The sequence below is a fragment of the Kitasatospora sp. NPDC093679 genome, assembly GCF_040683455.1.
Taxonomy (GTDB): Bacteria; Actinomycetota; Actinomycetes; order Streptomycetales; family Streptomycetaceae; genus Kitasatospora; species Kitasatospora arboriphila.
Genome location: NZ_JBFBDW010000071.1, coordinates 1 through 18,333 on the forward strand (window position 1 = coordinate 1; position 18,333 = coordinate 18,333).

The following is an 18,333-nucleotide window of genomic DNA, read 5'->3' on the forward strand; positions in this document are numbered from 1 at the left end:
GCGGCGGCCGCCGCGGACGGCCCGCACCGCCACGGCCATCTCGGCGGCGCCGTCGAGGGCGACGGCGCCGATGATCTCGCGCTTGCCGCGGAAATGGCTGTAGAGGACGGGCTGGCTGTACTCGATGCGCTCGGCGAGCCGGCGGGTGGTGACCGCGTCCCACCCCTGCTGCTCGGCGAGTTCACGGGCCGTGGCCACGATGAGGCGTTCGCGGTCCGCCCGTTCGCGTTCCTTGCGTTGCTGTACCGACATGCCTGGATCCTAGCATCGCTAGACAATCGAGCGGCAGCAGTACTAGCGTTGCCTCATCGGCTAGCAATGCTAGATTCCAGGAGGGGTCGTCATGCTCAACCTGCTCGAGGTCTTCACCACCGTGGCCGTCGGCCTGATGGTGGGGGTGGAGTTCTCCGTCGCCTTCGTCATGAACCCGATCTTCAAGGCACTCCCCGAGGAGAGCCGGGTGCTGGGCCGCGCCCACGGGGGCCGGATGCTCGGCGCCGTGATGCCCGTCTGGTACATCGGCTCGCTCGTCCTCGGCGTCGTCTGGGCCGTCGCCGGACGGCACCACCAGGGCACCGGCCTGGTCGTCGCCGCCGCCGCACTGCTGATCGTCAGCGTGGTGATGTCGCTCCTGCTGCTCGTCCCGATCAACAACCGGAGCAAGACCTGGACCGGCGAGAACCGGCCCGAGGACTGGGAGGAGCAGGGGGACCGCTGGGACCGGTACCACTACGTCCGCGTCGCCGTCCTCATCGGCGCCTTCACCCTGCTGGTCGCCGCCCTCGCCTGAGTCCGCGGCGCGGAACGTGCACGTACGGGCGCCCCTCGCGGTGCGCCCGTGTGTGGCATCCGTACGCCTTTGAAGCCGCGCCTAGCGCGGGACGTGCTGTTCGCCGAGCGTGCGCAGGCTGCGGGTGAGTGCGGTGCGCTGCGGTTCGGTGAGCCCCGCGGTCAGTTCGGCGTCCGCGGCCTCGGCGGCCTCCGCGCAGCGGGCGAGCAGCCGTCGGCCCTCGGTGGTGAGGGTGAGGACCTGGCGGCGGCGGTCCTCCGGGTCGCGGACGCGTTCGACCGCGCCGAGTTCCTGGAGCTGGTCGGCGAGCACCACGATCAGGCTGGGGGCGACGCCGAGTCGGGTGGCCAGTTCCTGCTGCGAGGTGGCGGATCCGGCGTCGAGTGCGGCCAGCAGGCCGGCGTGCTTGGGCTTGAGTCCGAGTTCCTCGACCCGGTCGGCGAATCGGTCGGACGCCAGGGCGCCGAGGGTGCCCAGGTTGAAGACGATCGTGGCGCGCAGTGCCGCCGCTCCCTTGACATCGCTCATGACGAGAATGGTACCGTCCTCATATCGTTCGAAGCTCGAATGATTCAGGGGGAGTTGGGATGGACGTTCTGTCGGCGGCCAACGCACTGGCCGCACTGGTGAGCGCGGGATCGAGCGTGGCGGGGGTGCTGCGCCCGGGCCTGGGGCTGCCCGAGGGCGAGCCGGTCACGGTCGGGGCGCACGTGTACGCCCGGGCGTACGCCGCGCGGGCGGTGCCCCTGGGGGTGGCGACCGCGGTGACGGTGGCCGCGGGCGGCGCGGCGGTGGCCTGGCCGATGCTGCTGGTGTCCGGTCTGGCGCAGGTGGGTGACTCGGCGATCGGCTTCCGGCAGCGCAACCTCGGCATGGGCTTCGGGGCCGGCGCGTTCGCGGTGCTGCACCTGGTCTCCGCCTGGTGGGTGGCCCGGTGAACGGGGTGACGGCGGTCGACGTCCTGGCGTTCGGCGCCGAGCTGGCCGTCTACGCGGCGGCCGGCTGGTGGGCGTGGCGCAGGCCCGGCCGGCGCGCCGTGCGGCTGGTCGCCGCCGCGGTGTCGGTGGCCGGACTCGCCCTGCTGTGGGGGTGGTTCGCGGCACCCACGGCCGACCACCCGCTGCACGGGGCGGCCCGGGGGGCGTTCGAGGTCTGCTGGTTCGGTGCGGGTGCGGCGGCCGCGGTCCGTGCGGCCACCGCGAGGCCGCGGATGCCCGGAGGGCCCGGCCGGCCGGGGCGTTGAGCGTGTCGCCGTCCGGCCCACCCGAAACCGACCTCCGGGCGGACGCGGGGCGGGAGCTTCCCCCCGTGGGGTCCCCCAGGTGGTCCGTCCCTTCCGGTCGACCGTCGCCACCATGATCCGGAACGCCGGCGGGGCGCGGCCTGGGTGCCCGTGCTCGATTCCCGGGACGGGAGCGGGACGGGCCGGAGGTCGAGCGGCAGGGTGGTGGCGGATGCCGTCGCCGCTCTGGGACGATCACCGGGCCGTCGGAAGATCATGGGGAGGAAACATGGCCGGAGCGGTCCTGCTCGGTCTGCTGGTGCTCGCCGCCGCCGGGGCGGTCTGCGTGGTGTGGGCCGCACGCGGCGCGCCGCGCGGGGTCCGCGCCGTCGCGGCCGTGACGATCGTCGCGGGCGAGGTGCTGCGACAGCTCGACGCGGGCAGTGGCGGGCACCCGAAGCGGTCGGGCGGTGACGGCGACTGAGGCGCGCGCCGCGCCGTCGCGTCCCGTGGCCGGGACCGCCCGGCGTGCGGCGGCCCGTTCCCGTGCGGGGACGCGCCGTCTCGGGCCGGAGGTCTGGACCATTTGACTTCGAGTGCACTCCAGCAACCAAACTGTCGCCCGCGGACCGCAGTTGGCGGTCCGTGGGAGGAGAACCGGCATGCAGTACCGCACGATCGGCACCGACCCGAAGACCCGCCGCGAGGTCAGTGTGCTCAGCCTCGGCGCCATGCTGATGGGAACGCTGACCGACGAGGCCACCTCGTTCGCCGTGCTGGACCGCTACGTCGAGGCCGGCGGTACGTTCGTCGACACCGCCAACAACTACGCCTACTGGCTCGACGGCAGCCAGGGCGGCGCGAGCGAGGAGCTCATCGGCCGCTGGCGCGCAGCCGGGGCATCACCGACGAGGTGGTGATCGCCACCAAGCTCGGCGCCCGGCCGCTCGCGCCCGGCACCGGCTACGTGGAGAACGGCGAGGGACTGTCGGCCGAGATCATCAGGGAGCAGTCCGAGCGGAGCCGGCAGCGGCTCGGCGTCGAGAAGCTCGACCTGCTGTACGCGCACATCGAGGACACCCGGGTGCCGCTGGCCGAGACGGTCGGGGCCTTCGGCGCACTGGTGGACGAAGGGTCGGTGGGCCTGCTGGGCGTCAGCAACCACTGGAGCTGGCGGATCGAGCGGGCCCGCAACCTCGCGGCGGCGGCCGGGCTGCCCGGGTACGAGGTGCTCCAGTACAGCCACAGCTACTTCCGCCGGCGGGCCGACCTGCCGGGCGCGCTCAGCCCCGACGGCGACCAGGGCGCGGTTGCGGGCGACCTGCTCGCCTACGTCCGGGAGGACCCCTCGCTCGCCCTGGTGGCGTACTCGCCGCTGCTCGGCGGCGGCTACGTCCGGGCGGACAAGCCGCTCGGTGCGGCCTTCGACCACGCCGGCACCCCCGCCCGGCGGGCCGCGCTGACCGCGGTGGCGGCCGAGACCGGAGCCACCGTCAACCAGGTGGTGTTGGCCTGGCTGATCGGCGGCGAGGTCCCGGTCGTCCCGCTGGTCGGTGCCTCCTCGGTGGCCCAGCTGGACGAGAGCCTGGCCGCACTCGACCTCACCCTGACGGCCGACCAGCGGGCCAGGCTCGACGCCGCCCACTGACCGGCGTCCCCGGCGCTCCGCGGCAGCCGGGCCCTGACCGGGAGCCGGACCGGAGCCGGACCGGTCGGCCGCGGGGGGAGAGGGGCAGGCGTCAGTCCTCACCGGTGGCGACGACCACCACCGCGTGGCCGTTGCCGATGCCGACGACCGCCGCGTCGAAGGTGGCCTCGCTGACCGGCGCCCAGTGGACGTTGCCCGTGGCGCCCTCCCGGTAGGCGGCGTAGCCGTTGGCCCGCCAGTCGGCGCCGGGCCCGAGCAGGTCGACGAGGCCCCGGGCGACCGCCTCCGCGACGGGCCGCAGGCCGCCTTCGCCGGTGCGGTACACGAGGTCGCGCAGGAGCGTGGCCGCGGTCCACGGGACGATCTCCCCGGGCGGGATCCCGATCTTGAGGGCGGCGTCCATCCGCGCGGGGTCGCGGGGCCCGCCGTGGCCGTGCCGGCAGTCCCGGCAGTGCACCGCGAGCAGGCCGGTGGGCTCCAGCACGTCCCAGCAGAGCTGCCCGTGGCTGCGGCCGTCGTCGGGCCCGAGGTGGACGACGCGGTGCCGCGTCGCCCCCAGTTCGGCGAGCCACGTCGCGAGGTCGGGATCGGGCCCGAGGTCGTACGGCTCCGGTCGAAGCCCGAAGGAGAGGTCCATGCATGCCCCCGTGGGACCGCGCGGGCGCCGCGCGGCCGATGGTGTCCGGCGGCCGCCGGTCCGGCGGCCCGCCCGGTAGGACGGCCTCCGGCGCCGCGGCGTTCCGGATCGCGGGGACTCCGTCGGTCCGCCTGCGCGGCCTGCGCCTGCCGGAGCGGCCCGGCGGTTCCTTCACCCGGCCGGCCGCGCACCCTCCGCCCGATCGTGCGGCGCGTCCGCAACCCGTGGTGGCGGTGATTGCGCGGCCGCGCTCCGGACGCGACAAGGGACGCATGGCAGCGCGACCTGCTCGACCGAGCGGGCTTCGGCTGCGACCGGCTGAAGGACCTGGTGGCACTCGGCCCGATCGACTCCGTCCAGTGGAGGCCCTCGCTGCGGGACCTGATCCACCCGGTCACCGCCGAACTCTGGACGGTCGCCGACCAGGGGGCTCAGCTTCCTCGTACTCTCCGTCCGCACCGGCCCCGCGGAGGCCTCCGCCGCGCAGGAGCTGCTCGTCCGGACGCTGCGGGACCACGGCCTGCGCGTCTCCGACCGCCCGGAGTCCAAGACCCGCACCGCCATGACCGCCCTCGCCCGCGCGATGTCCCGCTGAGCGGTCCGCGGCGCCCGCTCCGCCCGGGACGGGCTGCTGGAACGGTCCCGCGGTCCCGCGCGGTGCGAGGTCGGGCTCCGGCTCCGGTGCAAATCGGCCGGTGCGTCAGGCCGCCAGATCCACCCCCGCGGTGGCGCCGGCGAGTGCGGCCCAGACCACCTCGGGGTGCTGGATGTCGCTGTGCGCCCCGGCGAACGGCGACAGGTCCGCCTTGATGACGTCGTCGCCGCGCAGCCGGTAGAACCGCCCGGACTGCAGCGGGTACGGCTCACCGGCGGGCTTCAGGTCGAACTGCTCGGCGCCGCCCTGCTGGAAGCCGTCGTGGCCCATCCCGCCCCAGCGGTAGGTCAGGTCGGAGGCGGCCTGGTCGTCCTCGTTGTTGAGCATCGACGCCGCCGGGTACCACCAGCCGACGGCCCGGTCGCCGATCGAGAAGATGGACTGCAGCGGCCCGGCGACCCGGTCGAAGTACGGGGCCAGGAAGCCGTTGCGGTCGGCGCTCACCGGGATCGGCGCGGCGAAGCTGAAGTGCGAGAAGGCGCCCTGGACCAGCAGCACGGAGGCGACCGGGCTGCCGACGCCCTCCGGCAGGCCGGGCAGGGCGAACGACACCAGCCGGGCACCGAAGCTGTGCCCCATCAGGTGCACCCGCAGGCCGTTGCCCGCGCACCGGCCGAGCAGGGGGCCGAGACCGTCCTTGCCGACCACACCGCCGCGGTTCTTCATCTCGTAGTAGCTGGCGGTGCGCAGCGCCTCCCGGGCGCCGTGCCAGAGCACCTTGAACGGGTCGGGGAAGCCCTGGGCGTCGCCCTGCTCGCCGGCCAGCCCGGCCAGCGCACTGAACACCTCGCCGGTGGGCTTGTCCAGCACCGCCTGCTGCCCTTGGTCCTCGGCGGCCAGCGGCGGGGAGGTGACCAGCCCGCCGATCAGCCGGTGGCAGTTCGTCAACTGGTCTGCGTCCTCGGGCTGCTGCTCCAACAGCGTGGTGATCTCGGCCAGTTTGTCCTGCTCCGCCGGTGCGAAGGCGGGCGCGAGCGCGGCGGCCAGCTCGGCCGGGGAGGAGGGGGTGGACGGGGTGTCGGGGGCGTCCTCGGGGAAGAGCAGCGAGGGCCAGAACACCCCGACCACGCCCGCCTTCCCGTGCCAGGACGGGGCGAACGAGTCGATCTGGCCGGCGAGTTCGCCGAAGGTGTACTGGTAGAGGGCGCGGGCGGCCGTCTCCGAGTTGTTCCAGCCGTGCGAGAAGACGAACAGCTCCCGTACACCGCTTCCGGGCAGTGCGGCCACCAGGCCGTCGTCGTCCAGCAGCTGCCCGTCCTTGTCGAACCGGACCTCCCAGTGCGGGAGCCCGGCGATCGGTGCAGCCATGTTCGAGTCATCTCCTCCGGTCTAGACGTTGGACATCACGCGCATCAGGTCGAGCAGACCGTGACCCTCCAGGTAGCGGTCGCGGCCGAGCGAGGTGGCGTTCGCGCAGAACAACTCCTTGATCTCGCGCGGGCGGCCGATGAACTCCGGCCGGACGGAGAGGAAGGCGGCGACGGCCCCGGAGACGTGCGGGGCCGCCATCGAGGTGCCGCTCTGCTCCGCGTAGACCGGCACGGCCGCCGGGTCGGCACCCGCCGGGAGCAGCGCCGTCACGTCGCCGCGCAGGGCGCCGGTGGCGCAGGAGGTGATCCGCTCGCCGGGGGCCAGCAGGTCCGGCTTCAGCCGGCCGTCCAGGGTCGGCCCCTTCGAGGAGTTGTAGGTGACGCCGTACTCGTGCGGACGGTCCCGGTGGGTGGAGCCGACGGTGATCGCGCCGTCGGCGTTGCCGGGATCGGTGATCGACGCCAGCACCCCGCGGGTGTCGCTGCCGTCCTCGCCCGGCACCCGGGTGCCGAAGCCGCCGTTGCCCGCGCTCACCACGACCACCACACCGCTGGCCGCCAGCAGGTTGACCTCCCGGCAGACCGGGCTCTGGCCGCAGGCGTACTCGCCAGCGTCCCACGGACAGCCGAGGCTGAGGTTGACGCCGTGCACCACCAGCAGGCGCCCGCCGGTGTTGACCTTCTCCCGCAGGTAGTACAGCGCCTCGATCACCGCGCTGGACGAGGTGACCAGCGCATCGCCGCGCCGGGCCAGCACCTTGAGGCTGACCAGCCGGGCGAGCGGGGCGATGCCGCGCAGTGAGCGGCCCTCGGCGAGCTCACGGGACTTCCGGACGGGTAAGCCGCCGATCATCTTCAGGTTGGTGATCAGCGGGGTGCTGTCCGGCGGCAGACCGCCCGCGATGATCCCGGCCACGTGGGTGCCGTGGCCGCCGGGGTCGGTGAGCGGCTGCTCCGGCGCCCCGTCCGGGCCGTCGGGCACCAGGGCGGTGAAGTCCCGGTGCAGCTCGGCGACCTGGCCCTGCAGGGTGCCGCCGGCGAAGTGCGGGTGGTGCTCGTCGATGCCGCTGTCCATGACCGCCCAGACGACGCCCAGACCGGAGGAGGCGTAGCAGCGGGCGACGGCGTCGGCCTTGATGGTGGAGACCGAGCGGTCGATGTGCGCGTCCATCGTGTAGTCCGGCCAGACCCGGAACACGGTCGGCCGGGCGGACCCCTGGTCGCGCTGCAGCAGCAGTTCGATCTCGTCCGGGCTGAGCAGGCAGCGCAGGTAGCTCGCGGCGACCCGGACCGGCTGCGGCCGGCCGGGGAAGACCTGCTGGTACAGGGCGAGGAAGGCCGTCCGGGTCTGCTCGGTGTCCGCGTCCCGGGTGAGGTCCACCTCGACCAGCACCGGGCTGCGGTCCTGGTCGTCGATCGGCACCACCCGGCCGCGGAGACCTGCGGCGCCCGGTTTGAGGGCCGGGCTGATCTGGCTCCGGACCGCCCCGGGCCGCGGGAGGGGCTCGCTCCCCGGCGCAGGCTTCATCCTGGGCACCTCCCGTGGCGGCGTACGGTACCCCTGGCTCCACCATGCGCCTGCCCGCCCGGCCTGTCATCCGCGCTCCTCGCGCACCGTGCCCCCGGCTGCGCAGCGTGTCCCCGGCCGGTCCGCTGCTCGGTTGCGCGGCGTGCTGGTGGACGGTCGCCCCGCCACGGACGGTCGCCCCGCCCCGGACCCGGCCTCGGTGGCACGGGAGTCCCGGGTCGGGGAGGGGCGGCCGACGGGCCGTCAGGGCAGGTAGGTGCGCATGCAGCCGGGGGACGGCGGCGGGGAGGCCGGGCCGCCGCTCTGGGTCTGCGGGACCGTCCCGGACCCGCCGCACGGGTTCGGGGCGACGCCGGGCCCGGTGAAGGACATCCACCGCACGTCGTAGGGCCCCTGCCCGTACCAGCCGTGGACGAACACGGTCAGCTCGGTGGTGTCCGCCCCCGTGGTCACGCGCACCGACAGTCCGTTCCAGTCGCTCTTGTCCGACCACGTGGCGACGGTCTCCGTGCCGGTGCCGGACGCGCCGACGAACACGTACGGGCCGCGCACCGAGGCGGTCAGCGTGTAGTCGGAGTTCGGCTGCACCCGGACCCGCTGGGTGCAGCCCGCGTAGCTGTCGGCGGTCGGCCGGCCCGAGACGTAGTGCTCGTGCGGCACGGTGCCGTGCGAGGTGGTCGGCTCGCAGTCCCAGATCCACGGGTACGAGTCGAAGCCCCCGTTGACGATCAGTTGGACGTCCGGCAGCGCCGCCGTCGCCGAGGGGGCAGGTCCGAGGGCGGCGCCGGCCAGCGCGAGTGCCGCGGCGGCAAGGCCGGCGGGCAGGCCGTGGCGGCCGGGCCGGCGGGTCGGACGGGGCCGACGGGTCGGACGAGTGGGTGCACGCATGCCGTCTCCGAGTCAGGAGTTCCAACGGGCTGCGGTGCAGGGGAGTGGTCCACACCATGGTGGACGGCGCCCGCCGTCGTCAAGGAGGTACGGGGGCGCCGGGCTGCCGGGCTGCCGGGGCGCCGGGAGGCGCGGGGCGGGTGGATCCGGCCGGGTGGATCCACCGGGTCGCGGGGACGGTCACCGCGGATCGGCCGCGCCCGCTGCGCGCGCCCCGGGAGGTCAGTCGTTGTCGATCTTGTTGCCGCTGGCGTTGAGGACGTACCAGCCGGCGCCGAACGCCTTGGAGCCCTCGCCCGTCGTGTCACCGGGCTTGTGGTCGCCGGCGTAGTAGTAGAGCGGGTGGCCGTGGTAGGTGACCTCGGTGCGGTGGTCGGCCCGGGTGATGGTGCCCAGGTCGGCGGCGTTGACCCCGGCGCCCGGCTGCGGGGCGCCGGTGGTGGTCAGCGGCGGCCACGCGACGGCGCAGGCGCCGTCGCAGGCGGACATCGACGGGCTGTCCTTCTCGAAGAGGTAGAGCGTGCGCCCCTGACCGTCGGTCAGGATCTTCCCGAGGTCCGAGTCGTGCACCACGACCGTGGTGCCGGTGGCGCCGGACCGGCCCGAGGACTGCGGCCCCGGAGTGGGCGAGGCGGAGGCCGGCGGGTAGGCGTTGGCCGGTGCCGCGGCGGACTTCGAGCCGCCGCCGCTGCTGCCGCAGGCCGCGGCTCCCAGGGCGAGGGCGGGCAGCAGCGCCGCCGCCCAGATGAGACGTCGCATGGTCGACTCTCCTTTCGGCGGACCTCCGGCCCCGGGGTGGCGGCCGGGCGAGTCGTACACCCTCCAGTACGTGGCGCGGGGGGTCGGCGTTCACCCGTGCACGATCGGGTTCGGGAGATCCGCCGGTGATCACAGGCCGGGGGCCCCGTAGCCGTTGAGGTACCAGAGCGCGCCCGTGTACCAGAGCAGGCCGATCGCGCAGACCAGCACGCCCCCGGCGAGCGGCAGCATCCAGCCGGGAAGCCGGCGGTTGCGCACCACGATCACCTTGGCCGCGAACGCGCCGTACAGCACGCAACCGGTGATCGAGTGCAGTGCCACCCGGGGGCTGTTCAGCTGCACCCCGTAGGTGACCAGGCAGTGCTGGGCGATCGGCAGCGAGAGCAGGAAGGCGAGCAGCCCGGTCACCCGGTGGACGGGCGGGACGGGCCGCGGTGCCGGGCGGGGCGCGCCCGGCAGCCGTCCGTACATCCACAGGGCGAGGAGCAGCTGGACCAGTGCCAGGCTGAACAGCGCGCTGCCCAGTCGGGCCTTCAGCCGGGTGGCGTCTTCGCCCTCCCGGCCGAACAGGCCGCTGGTGTAGTCGGGCGTGAGGGTGCGGCCGTACCAGTAGACGCCGAGCGCGACGGCCACCGGCACGAGCATCCACAGCAGCACCTGCCACGCCCGGTACCGCGGCGGGTCATGGGAGACGGGTGGTCGCATCGAGACTCCTCGGGACGGTCGGCCGTGCCGCCCACATCTGCCACAGGCCCGGGTTCCACATCCACCAGGCGCGCCGACCGGACGAGAAGATCCCCCGTCGGCGGAGCGCGCCGCGGCGGGGGAGCACCGCTCCTTCCGGGATCCCGGCAGGGCGTCGACGCGACGTGTTCCGTTCAAGCTGCGATCACCCGGACATGACACCGTGAGACCGCGCCTACGCGCGTAGCGCGCACCAGCTGTTACCTCCCTGGCACGAGGAGTGCTGACCCGTGATCAGATCCATGAACACCGCCCGCCCGCTGGCCCTCGCCGCCGCCGCGCTGGTCGTCCTCGCCGGTGCGGGCGCCGTGCCGCACCGGGCCGCAGCGGCCGAGACCCCGGCCGCCTCGACCCCGGCCGTCGGGGCCGCGGCCGCCGGGACCACCGCCGCGGCGAGCACCCCGAAGCGGATCCTGTTCGACAACAGCAAGGCCGAGACCGCCGGCAACGCCGACTGGATCATCTCCACCAGCCAGCCCGACCCGCTCGGCCAGAACGCCGACCCCAGCACCGAGACCTCGTGGACGGGCGCCCTCTCCGCCTGGGGCGTGGCCCTCCAGAAGACCGGCCGGTACAGCCTGAAGACCCTCCCCGCCGGGTCCGCCATCACCTACGGCACCGGCGGCGCGCTCGACCTCGCCAACTTCGACGAGTTCGTGCTGCCCGAGCCCAACATCCGGCTCACCGACGCCGAGAAGACCGCCGTGATGACGTTCGTCCAGCACGGCGGCGGCCTGTTCCTGATCTCCGACCACACCGTCAGCGACCGCAACAACGACGGCTGGGACTCCCCGGCGATCATCAACGACCTGATGACCACCAACAGCGTCGACAGCACCGACCCGTTCGGGTTCTCCGTCGACCTGCTGAACATCGCCGACGAGAACCCGCGCGCCGTCACCGACACCACCGACCCGGTGCTGAACGGCGCCTTCGGCACGGTCACCGGCTCCATCATCCGCAACGGCGCCACCTTCACCCTCAAGCCCGCCGACAACCCGGCGGTCAAGGGCCTCGTCTACCGCAGCGGCTACAGCGGCACCACCGGCGCCTTCTTCGCGACCTCCGCCTTCGGCAGCGGCCGGGTCGCGATCTGGGGCGACAGCTCGCCCATCGACGACGGCACCGGCCAGTCCGGCAACACCCTGTACGACGGCTGGAACGACCCCGCCGGCACCGACGCCGCCCTCGCCCTCAACGCCACCGCCTGGCTCGCCCAGGGCAGCGGCAGCAGCACCGGCACCGTCACCCTCACCAACCCGGGCGCCCGCACCGCCACCGTCGGCACCGCGACCAGCCTCCAGCTCTCCGCCACCGACACCGCCGGCGGCACCCTGAGCTACACCGCCACCGGCCTGCCCGCCGGCCTCACCCTCAGCTCCGCCACCGGCCTGATCAGCGGCACGCCGACCGGCACCGGCACGTCCACCGTCACCGCCACCGCGACCGACTCCACCGGCCCGTCCTCCTCGACGACCTTCACCTGGACGGTCAACCCCGCGGGCGGATCCGGCTGCACGGCCGCCCAGCTGATCGCCAACCCCGGCTTCGAGACCGGCTCCACCTCGTCCTGGACCGAGACCAACAGCGGCGGCGCCTCCACCATCAACAGCAGCGCCGGCGAGCCGCCGCACTCCGGCAGCTACGACGCCTGGCTGGACGGCTACGGCACCACCAACACCGACACCCTCGCCCAGACGGTGACCCTGCCGACCGGCTGCACCGGCTACACCCTCGCCTTCTGGCTCCACATCGACAGCGCGTCCTCGACGACCACCGCCTACGACAAGCTGACGGTCACCGCCAACGGCACCGTCCTGGCCACCTACTCCAACCTCAACGCCGCCACCGGCTACCAGCAGCGGACCTTCAACCTCGCCGCCTACGCCGGCCAGACCGTCACCCTCAAGTTCACCGGCGCCGAGGACTACACCAAGCAGACCTCCTTCGTCCTCGACGACATCACCCTCAACGTCTCCTGAACACCGGCCGGTTACCCGCCCCCAGCGGGTAACCGGCACACCCGGCCGAGACGGAGCCGCCGGCTGACGTGAGCGGCGTGACCGGCCGCCTCGGCCGGACCGCTCACCCGCTGGAGCCGTCGAACACCTCGAAGCCCGTCTCCACGGTGCCGCGGAACGCCAACGCCTCGCGGTCGAGACCGAGGGCGTCGAGAAGGATGTCCAGCGCCCCTTCCACGTCCTCCGCCGAGCGCCTCACCCAGACGAACGTGCCGGGGACCACCGCGCCTTCGAGTCGGCTCAGCGCAAAGTCGGCCCGCTCGACGCGGAACATGGCGACATCGACGGGTCCGAGGTCTTCCCACCCCTGTTCGACGGTCAGACGCAACCGCGCCGCGAGCGCCTCCAGCGGCGGCTTCAACCCTGCCACCAACCGGAAGGAGCTGGCGGCGAACTCCCACATGCTCTGCTGGAACGCAGGATTGCGCTTCCCACCCTGGTACGACGGAGCGGGCTCCCACTCCGGCTCGGGCCCCGGAACCTCGACCACAGCCATGCCGCCCCCCACCCGAACACCACCACATTCGGCGATCACCGTAGCCCACGGCCCAGACCGGCCCTCACCCGGCGAACGTCTTCGATCACGGCACTGGGCGGCTCCGGTCTTCCGCGGCTACTGTGCACCGGTGATGACTCCCAGCGTCGAGTGGATCGACCAGGTCGCCCTCCGGGTGACCTCCTCGTACGAGACCTTCGCCCAGCAGCTGCAGGAGAGCGATCCGCGGCTGTCGTGGGTCGTGTCGAGCTACCGGACACCGGCCTTCCCGCTCCGGGTCTTCCTCTCACTGCGGACCGGCCAGGAGCCGGAGGCCGAGGACGTCGTCGTGTGCTTGGAATGCGTGAACCAACCGGCCGGCGTCGCCGTGCAGATCGACGTTTGCCGCGACGGGGGAGACCTGCTGGACGAAGGACAGGAGATGGCCGTCAGCGAGGTCGGGCCGGACTCGCTGGACCTGGTTTCCGCTGGTGTCGACGCCTTCCTGCGGGACGCATCCGCCGCAGTGCTCGGTTACCTCCAGGAGCCGTCCCGGTCGAGCGCTGCTTGATCTGCGCGCTCGCGCCGGTGGTGGCGGCTCGCCGAGGCGGGCCTGTTCGCGGACCGCTGGACGATGTCGTCATCGGTCACGTCGGTATTGGTAGCAGCGCCCCTGTCACCCCGTCAGGGCCACCGCGCCGGACGGTACTCGGCCGAGCCTCTGGGGAGATCGGTGCGGACGGACAATTCCCCGTGCACGAGCAGGGCGAGCACTGGGTCGACAGCGGATACGCCAATGCCGGTTCCATCGTCGCCGCCCGGCGAGACCACAAGGTCGCCCTGCACGGGCCGATGAAGGCCGTCACCGTTCCCCATGCCCGCGGCGACGCCGCTTTCGGGCAGAACGCCTTCAGCATCGACGGGGACAATCGGCAGGCCACCTGCCCGAACGGCACGACGACGAGCGGATGGCGCACCAATCGTTCCGAGACCGGCCTGCCCGTCATCCGGATCCGCTTCCCGGTGACTGCCTGCCATCCCTGCCCGGACCGGGCCGCATGCATCAACTCATCCAACGGCAGACAGCGGGAGCTCAGCCTGCGGCCTCGCGACGAGCACCTGGCCCTCCAGCAGGCCCGCGCTCTCCAGGCCACCGAAGAGTGGAAGACCCGCTACAAGATCCGCGCCGGGGTCGAAGGCACTATCTCTCAAGCGGTTCATGCCTGCGACCTGCGTAGATCCCGCTACCACGGTCTACCGAAGACCAGCCTCCAACACCAGCTCACCGGCGCCGCGATCAACATCATCCGCATCAACGCCTGGCTCACCGACACACCCCGCGCCCGCACCCGGACCAGCCCCCTGACAGCACTTCGCCCCGCCGCATAGCGACGGGGCGAAGCAATAGGACCCGCACCGACCAACAGCATCCGTCGATCGGTGCGGGGCCCCGGCGTCTGCCCCGGTCGTCCTCAGCCGGCCGGTGTGCCGACCCGGGCGGTGACCTCGGCGAGGAGGTCCAGGGCCGGGCGCAGACCGGGCTCCTGGGCCACCGCGCGCTGCAGCAGCACCCGGGCGGCGGCGTCCTCCCCGGCACGGACGCGCTCCAGCGCCTCGTTGTAGTCGATCCGCCCGGCGTACCGCAGGCGGACCAGTGCCGCGAGGTCCTCCCGGCAGGACGGGCAGCGCAGGCTCTCCGCGTCCGCGGGCACCGCGCACTGCGGGCACGGCACCTCGATGGGCGGTACGGCCGTCATCGGGGATCGACCTCCTCGGGGCGGACCGGCCCGACCTGCTCCGGCATGCTGTCGTTGCCCATCTCGCGCTGCGCCTGCGCGTACAGGCCCAGCAGCGCCGAGTTGTGACGGTTCGCCGCCTCCATGTTGGCCGACTCCACGGCGGAGTCCAGCCCGCGCAGCTCCGCCAGGATCCGCTGGCCGAGCGCCGCCGACACCATGTTCTGGCTGACGTAGATGTTGCACATCGTCAGCATCCGGAAGGTGTGGCCCAGCGAGTCGCACAGCTCGTCCGCGGCGGCCGCCGCCGCCATCGCACCGTCCCAGTCCGCTGCCTCGCGGCGCTGCCGCAGCTCGGCCGCGACCGCCCGCAGCCGGCCCAGGTCGCCCACGTCCAGGTGCTTCTCGCAGTACAGGATGAACAGGCTCAGGTACGCCTCGGTGCTGCGCACCCAGCGCTGCGCGTTCAGCAGGAACTGCGCCCGCTCCAGCGCCGCGTCCACCGACTCGCCGCCCGTCCGGCCGCCGGCCATGTCGTCGAGGGTGTCCATCATCCGCTGCGTCTCGCGCAGTTCGGCCTCGGTCAGCTCGTTCGCCCAGCGGTCGGTGAAGCTCTCGATCTGCCGCTGCTGCTCCTCGACCTGGACCTTGCGCTCCGGGTCGAGCTGGTTGCGGCCGAACTTGACCGTCCGCTGCTCGCCGCCCTGGATCCGCACCGACAGGGTGATCGTGCGGTCGTTGTCGAGGCCGAACGACACCTCGACCGGGATCCGGCCGCCCAGCCCGGCGGGCAGCCGCAGGGTGACGTGGCCCATCAGCTCGTTCTGCTGGGCGATCGGCTGCTCGCCCTCGTACACCGCCACTTCGAGGCGCTGCTGCCCGCCGCCGGAGACGACGAACTCCCGGCTGACCGGGGCGGTCGTGGGGTAGTTGGAGCCCTTCGGCATGATCACCGCCAGGCGGCCGTCGTTGAGTTCGATGCCCAGGTCCTTCGGCGTGATGTCGAAGGGGTTGGTCACCTGCATCAGCTGGCCGCAGGACGGGCAGACCTCGGTGCCGGGCGGGTTCACCGTGCTGCAGCCGCCGCAGCGCAGGCCGATGTCCTGTGCTGCCGCGGCCGCCGCCTCGGCCGCGCCGCCCTGGGCGTCGGCGAGCGACTCCCCGCAGAGGCTGCAGGCGGTGGCCCCGGCCGCCGCCGGGGTGCCGCAGCGCGCGCAGTCGCGGGTCTGGGAGACGGCCGCCGCGACGGGTGCGGCGGCCTCGGCCTCCAGCTGTTGCCCGCACTTGGGGCAGGCGTCGGCCGCGGTGTCCACCGGCAGGTGACAGCCGGTGCAGGTCACCCGGGCGCCGCCCAGCAGCGAGGTCGAGCACTCGGCGCACGAGTCCGCGGACAGTTCGGCGGGCGTCCGGCACTCCGGGCACTCCACCTCGGCCACCAGGGCCGACTGCACCGCCGCGCCCAGCGCCACGCACTGCATCGGGTTGACGCCGCGCCGGATCCGCTTCGGTCCGAAGACCTCGCCCAACCGCCGCGCCACCAGCGGGATCGACGTCGAGCCGCCGACCAGCAGCACCTCGTCGATGTCGCCGACGGTCAGGTTGGCCTGCATGATCGCCTTGTGGGTCAGCTCGATGGTCCGCTCGATCCGGGCCTCGATCAGCTCCTCGAACCGGGGCCGCTCGAACACCGTCTCCAGGTCCAGCTGGCCCGTCCCGAGGCCCGCCAGGACGACCTCCGACGTCTGCTGGTTGGACAGTTCGATCTTGGCCACCTCGGCGGCCGAGGCGATCCGCGGCCGGTCCCGCCGGTCCGGCTGGTAGTCCGAGCCGAACTCCTCCCGGATGTCCTCCAGCAGCGCCGTCGCGATGGCGCGGTCGAAGTCGTCGCCGCCGAGCAGGTTGTCGCCCTCGATGCCGAGCACCGACACCGAGCCGGGCACCAGCAGCAGGATCGAGATGTCGAAGGTGCCGCCGCCCAGGTCGTAGACCAGGACGGTGCGCCCCTCGTCACCGGCCTCGATCGTCATCCCGTAGGCGAGGGCGGCGGCGGTCGGCTCGTTGATCACCCGCAGCACGTGCAGACCCGCCATCCGGCCGGCCTCCCGGGTCGCCGCGACCTGGCGTTCGCTGAAGTACGCGGGCACCGTGATGACGGCCCGGTGCAAGGGCTCGCCGAGGCGCTGCTCGGCGTCCTCCTTCAGCCGGTGCAGGATCATCGCCGAGATCTCGATCGGCGTGTACGAGCGGCCGTCGAACCAGACGTTCACGTCACCGTCGGTGCCCGCCGTCACCTTGTAGTCGACCTCGTCGAGCGCCGCCTGCACCTGCGGGTCACGGAACTTGCGGCCCATGAACCGCTTGACCGACCGGATCACGTTCTCGCCGTCGAGGGCGAGCCGGCTCCGCGCGTTCGAGCCGACCAACAGCTCGCCCTTGCGGCCGCGGCCGACCACCGAGGGCGTGCCCTCCTGGTTCTGCATGTTGATGACGATCTCCGGCTCGCCCCGGCGCAGTTGGGCCACCACGGAGTTGGTGGTGCCCAGGTCGATACCGAGAGTGCGGTACATGTCGTTCCCCTCTTGTCCCCTGTGTGTCTAGCGCTTGCGTCGCTTGGCCCGCGAGGACCTCGACCAGTTCTTGCGGTTCCTGCCCCCGGCGGCGGCCCTGCCGGTGCCCGCGGGGGCGGCCGGAGCCTCTCGGGCCGCCGTCCGCCCGGCGCCCTCGCGGTCCGGGCCGGCCTCGGCGGTCTCGCCGGTCGAGGCGGTCCCGGCGCCTGCGGTGTCTGCGATGTCCGTGGCGCCTGCGGTGTCCGTGGCGCCTGCGGTGTCCGTGGGGTCCACGGCGCCCACGGCGGTACCCGGCAGCTCCGCGGACGTCGGCGGGGGAGCGGTGGCGACCACCACCTGCGCCCGGCGCAGCACCTCGTCGTTCCAGAAGAAGCCGGTGACCACGCTCTGGACGACCGTCTCCGGCTCCAGCCCGGTGCGGGCCTCGGTGCCGACGATCTCGGACAGGCCCGGATCGGCGGCCATCCCCTCCAGCCGCATCGGGCGCACCCCCGCCTTGGCCAGCTTGCCGAGCAGTCGGCGCCGGGTCGCCTCGATGCCGGAGGTGCGGCCCAGCCGCACCAGCTCCGGGTCCAGGCTCAGCGCCGCCAGGGCGTCGTCCACGTCGACCAGCAGGCCCAGCAGGTCGCGCTGCGCGGCCCGGGCTGCGCGAGCCTCGTCGTCGCGCAGCCGCTGCAGCAGCGACGCCCGGAAGAGCAACTGGCTGAACGCCTGCGCCAGGTCGACGTCGAGGGCCCGCTGCGGCACCTCCAGCGGCTCGGCGGTCGGCACCGGGGTGCCGGATTCCTGGGTCGTCATGGCGTTCACTCCGGGATCTCGATCGGCGGCAGCACCGACAGGTCGGCGGCGAACTGCGCCGGCACGGGCGGTTCGGCGGCGGTGGAGGCGGGGGCGGGCTCCGCGAAGTCGGCGGCGAGTTCCTCGCGGCGGACGACCAGCAGGGCCGCCGGTGTCACCGGCGGCCGGTCCACGACCAGCAGCGGTTCCTCCAGCACCGGGCGGAGCAACTCGGCCACCCCGTCGACCGGTTCGGGCGGCAGCGGCTGCTGGATGTCCAGCTCCAGGCGGCGGTCGGGGTTGCGCAGCAGCGCCGCCGCGTCCTGGATCTGCTGGCGGCTGTGACGGCCCTGCCGCATGGCCGGGCCCACCGCGAGGTTGATCTCGCGCACGCCCGCGGTGGGCGGGATGCCCAGGACCTCGTACGGCGACGGTTCGTGCAGGGGCATGGCGGCGGTCTCTTCTCCTCCGGCTGCAGACGGGCTGCAGAACGGCATCGGCGTCGGGCGGTTTCGGCGTCGGGGGTCTTCGGGCGGTCGTCGGAACGCGCGCGGGGCGGCGCCCAGGGGTCGGGGC

Annotated in this window: 20 protein-coding genes and 1 pseudogene; 8 read left to right on the forward strand and 13 right to left on the reverse strand. The window is 73.4% G+C overall.

Annotated elements, in window-relative coordinates; translation table 11 throughout:
• Positions 1-252, reverse strand: a 252-nt coding sequence (locus AB0O09_RS35140; protein ID WP_363548997.1) for a helix-turn-helix domain-containing protein, incomplete at its 3' end; no start/stop codon positions are given.
• Positions 253-343: 91 nt separating this feature from the next.
• On the opposite strand from AB0O09_RS35140, the gene AB0O09_RS35145 reads away from it, so the two are divergent.
• On the forward strand, positions 344-790 hold the full coding sequence (locus tag AB0O09_RS35145) for a DUF1772 domain-containing protein (RefSeq protein WP_363548999.1): 447 nt from the start codon (positions 344-346) through the stop codon (positions 788-790).
• 81 nt (positions 791-871) lie between these two features.
• On the opposite strand, the gene AB0O09_RS35150 is transcribed toward AB0O09_RS35145, so the two are convergent.
• Positions 872-1,318 carry a MarR family winged helix-turn-helix transcriptional regulator gene (locus AB0O09_RS35150; RefSeq protein WP_363549001.1) on the reverse strand — a complete coding sequence of 149 codons (447 nt, stop codon included), beginning with the start codon at positions 1,316-1,318 and terminating at the stop codon, positions 872-874.
• Between the two features lie 59 nt (positions 1,319-1,377).
• Between AB0O09_RS35150 and AB0O09_RS35155 the strand changes: the two genes are divergently transcribed.
• The 4 genes and pseudogenes from AB0O09_RS35155 (at position 1,378) to AB0O09_RS35170 (ending at position 3,660) form a co-directional block, all read left to right on the forward strand.
• Positions 1,378-1,728, forward strand: coding sequence for a hypothetical protein (locus AB0O09_RS35155; protein ID WP_363549003.1), 351 nt, complete (start codon positions 1,378-1,380; stop codon positions 1,726-1,728).
• Positions 1,725-2,033, forward strand: coding sequence for a YrdB family protein (locus tag AB0O09_RS35160; RefSeq protein ID WP_363549006.1), 309 nt, complete (start codon positions 1,725-1,727; stop codon positions 2,031-2,033). The genes AB0O09_RS35155 and AB0O09_RS35160 overlap by 4 nt, the downstream gene beginning before the upstream one ends.
• 268 nt (positions 2,034-2,301) lie before the next feature.
• The gene (locus AB0O09_RS35165; protein WP_363549008.1) at positions 2,302-2,496 is read left to right on the forward strand and encodes a hypothetical protein; all 195 of its coding nucleotides are present in this window, start codon (positions 2,302-2,304) and stop codon (positions 2,494-2,496) included.
• Positions 2,497-2,674: 178 nt separating this feature from the next.
• Positions 2,675-3,660 (forward strand): annotated as a pseudogene (locus AB0O09_RS35170) (aldo/keto reductase).
• A 91-nt stretch (positions 3,661-3,751) separates the two neighbouring features.
• Here AB0O09_RS35170 and AB0O09_RS35175 read toward each other — a convergent pair.
• The 6 genes from AB0O09_RS35175 to AB0O09_RS35200 form a co-directional block, all read right to left on the reverse strand.
• Positions 3,752-4,297 (reverse strand): hypothetical protein, encoded by a 546-nt coding sequence (locus AB0O09_RS35175; RefSeq protein WP_363549011.1) that lies wholly within the window; start codon positions 4,295-4,297, stop codon positions 3,752-3,754.
• A gap of 700 nt (positions 4,298-4,997) precedes the next feature.
• The gene (locus AB0O09_RS35180) at positions 4,998-6,260 is read right to left on the reverse strand and encodes a serine-threonine protein kinase (RefSeq protein WP_363549014.1); all 1,263 of its coding nucleotides are present in this window, start codon (positions 6,258-6,260) and stop codon (positions 4,998-5,000) included.
• 21 nt (positions 6,261-6,281) lie between these two features.
• Positions 6,282-7,790, reverse strand: coding sequence for a S8 family peptidase (locus tag AB0O09_RS35185; protein WP_363549016.1), 1,509 nt, complete (start codon positions 7,788-7,790; stop codon positions 6,282-6,284).
• Positions 7,791-8,033: 243 nt separating this feature from the next.
• A complete protein-coding gene (locus tag AB0O09_RS35190; protein WP_363549018.1) occupies positions 8,034-8,678 on the reverse strand; it encodes a hypothetical protein in 645 nt (214 codons plus the stop codon).
• 222 nt (positions 8,679-8,900) lie between these two features.
• The gene (locus AB0O09_RS35195; RefSeq protein WP_363549020.1) at positions 8,901-9,437 is read right to left on the reverse strand and encodes a hypothetical protein; all 537 of its coding nucleotides are present in this window, start codon (positions 9,435-9,437) and stop codon (positions 8,901-8,903) included.
• 129 nt (positions 9,438-9,566) lie between these two features.
• On the reverse strand, positions 9,567-10,142 hold the full coding sequence (locus AB0O09_RS35200; protein ID WP_363549022.1) for a DUF6529 family protein: 576 nt from the start codon (positions 10,140-10,142) through the stop codon (positions 9,567-9,569).
• A 281-nt stretch (positions 10,143-10,423) separates the two neighbouring features.
• Between AB0O09_RS35200 and AB0O09_RS35205 the strand changes: the two genes are divergently transcribed.
• Positions 10,424-12,163 (forward strand): putative Ig domain-containing protein, encoded by a 1,740-nt coding sequence (locus AB0O09_RS35205; RefSeq protein WP_363549062.1) that lies wholly within the window; start codon positions 10,424-10,426, stop codon positions 12,161-12,163.
• A gap of 103 nt (positions 12,164-12,266) precedes the next feature.
• Here AB0O09_RS35205 and AB0O09_RS35210 read toward each other — a convergent pair whose 3' ends face one another.
• On the reverse strand, positions 12,267-12,698 hold the full coding sequence (locus AB0O09_RS35210) for a hypothetical protein (RefSeq protein ID WP_363549024.1): 432 nt from the start codon (positions 12,696-12,698) through the stop codon (positions 12,267-12,269).
• Positions 12,699-12,828: 130 nt separating this feature from the next.
• Between AB0O09_RS35210 and AB0O09_RS35215 the strand changes: the two genes are divergently transcribed.
• Positions 12,829-13,248 carry a hypothetical protein gene (locus tag AB0O09_RS35215; protein ID WP_363549026.1) on the forward strand — a complete coding sequence of 140 codons (420 nt, stop codon included), beginning with the start codon at positions 12,829-12,831 and terminating at the stop codon, positions 13,246-13,248.
• Between the two features lie 182 nt (positions 13,249-13,430).
• Positions 13,431-14,066 carry a transposase gene (locus tag AB0O09_RS35220; protein WP_363549028.1) on the forward strand — a complete coding sequence of 212 codons (636 nt, stop codon included), beginning with the start codon at positions 13,431-13,433 and terminating at the stop codon, positions 14,064-14,066.
• A gap of 83 nt (positions 14,067-14,149) precedes the next feature.
• On the opposite strand, the gene AB0O09_RS35225 is transcribed toward AB0O09_RS35220, so the two are convergent.
• The 4 genes from AB0O09_RS35225 to AB0O09_RS35240 are packed head-to-tail and all read right to left on the reverse strand — an operon-like array spanning position 14,150 to position 18,206.
• The gene (locus tag AB0O09_RS35225) at positions 14,150-14,434 is read right to left on the reverse strand and encodes a hypothetical protein (protein WP_363549030.1); all 285 of its coding nucleotides are present in this window, start codon (positions 14,432-14,434) and stop codon (positions 14,150-14,152) included.
• The gene (locus tag AB0O09_RS35230) at positions 14,431-16,980 is read right to left on the reverse strand and encodes an Hsp70 family protein (protein ID WP_363549031.1); all 2,550 of its coding nucleotides are present in this window, start codon (positions 16,978-16,980) and stop codon (positions 14,431-14,433) included. Before AB0O09_RS35230 ends, AB0O09_RS35225 begins: the two co-directional genes overlap by 4 nt.
• Before the next feature lie 27 nt (positions 16,981-17,007).
• Positions 17,008-17,778 (reverse strand): nucleotide exchange factor GrpE, encoded by a 771-nt coding sequence (gene grpE / locus AB0O09_RS35235; protein ID WP_363549033.1) that lies wholly within the window; start codon positions 17,776-17,778, stop codon positions 17,008-17,010.
• 5 nt (positions 17,779-17,783) lie between these two features.
• Entirely contained in the window at positions 17,784-18,206 is a 423-nt protein-coding gene (locus AB0O09_RS35240; protein ID WP_344623128.1) for a hypothetical protein, read from the reverse strand.
• Between the last annotated feature and the right edge of the window lie 127 nt (positions 18,207-18,333).

Coding starts and splice junctions, on each gene's coding strand:
- AB0O09_RS35145 (WP_363548999.1), top strand. CDS start 344: ATGCTCAACCTGCTCGAGGTCTTCACCACCGTGGCCGTCGGCCTGATG.
- AB0O09_RS35150 (WP_363549001.1), bottom strand. CDS start 1,318: ATGAGCGATGTCAAGGGAGCGGCGGCACTGCGCGCCACGATCGTCTTC.
- AB0O09_RS35155 (WP_363549003.1), top strand. CDS start 1,378: ATGGACGTTCTGTCGGCGGCCAACGCACTGGCCGCACTGGTGAGCGCG.
- AB0O09_RS35165 (WP_363549008.1), top strand. CDS start 2,302: ATGGCCGGAGCGGTCCTGCTCGGTCTGCTGGTGCTCGCCGCCGCCGGG.
- AB0O09_RS35175 (WP_363549011.1), bottom strand. CDS start 4,297: ATGGACCTCTCCTTCGGGCTTCGACCGGAGCCGTACGACCTCGGGCCC.
- AB0O09_RS35180 (WP_363549014.1), bottom strand. CDS start 6,260: ATGGCTGCACCGATCGCCGGGCTCCCGCACTGGGAGGTCCGGTTCGAC.
- AB0O09_RS35185 (WP_363549016.1), bottom strand. CDS start 7,790: ATGAAGCCTGCGCCGGGGAGCGAGCCCCTCCCGCGGCCCGGGGCGGTC.
- AB0O09_RS35190 (WP_363549018.1), bottom strand. CDS start 8,678: ATGCGTGCACCCACTCGTCCGACCCGTCGGCCCCGTCCGACCCGCCGG.
- AB0O09_RS35195 (WP_363549020.1), bottom strand. CDS start 9,437: ATGCGACGTCTCATCTGGGCGGCGGCGCTGCTGCCCGCCCTCGCCCTG.
- AB0O09_RS35200 (WP_363549022.1), bottom strand. CDS start 10,142: ATGCGACCACCCGTCTCCCATGACCCGCCGCGGTACCGGGCGTGGCAG.
- AB0O09_RS35205 (WP_363549062.1), top strand. CDS start 10,424: ATGAACACCGCCCGCCCGCTGGCCCTCGCCGCCGCCGCGCTGGTCGTC.
- AB0O09_RS35210 (WP_363549024.1), bottom strand. CDS start 12,698: ATGGCTGTGGTCGAGGTTCCGGGGCCCGAGCCGGAGTGGGAGCCCGCT.
- AB0O09_RS35225 (WP_363549030.1), bottom strand. CDS start 14,434: ATGACGGCCGTACCGCCCATCGAGGTGCCGTGCCCGCAGTGCGCGGTG.
- AB0O09_RS35230 (WP_363549031.1), bottom strand. CDS start 16,980: ATGTACCGCACTCTCGGTATCGACCTGGGCACCACCAACTCCGTGGTG.
- grpE (WP_363549033.1), bottom strand. CDS start 17,778: ATGACGACCCAGGAATCCGGCACCCCGGTGCCGACCGCCGAGCCGCTG.
- AB0O09_RS35240 (WP_344623128.1), bottom strand. CDS start 18,206: ATGCCCCTGCACGAACCGTCGCCGTACGAGGTCCTGGGCATCCCGCCC.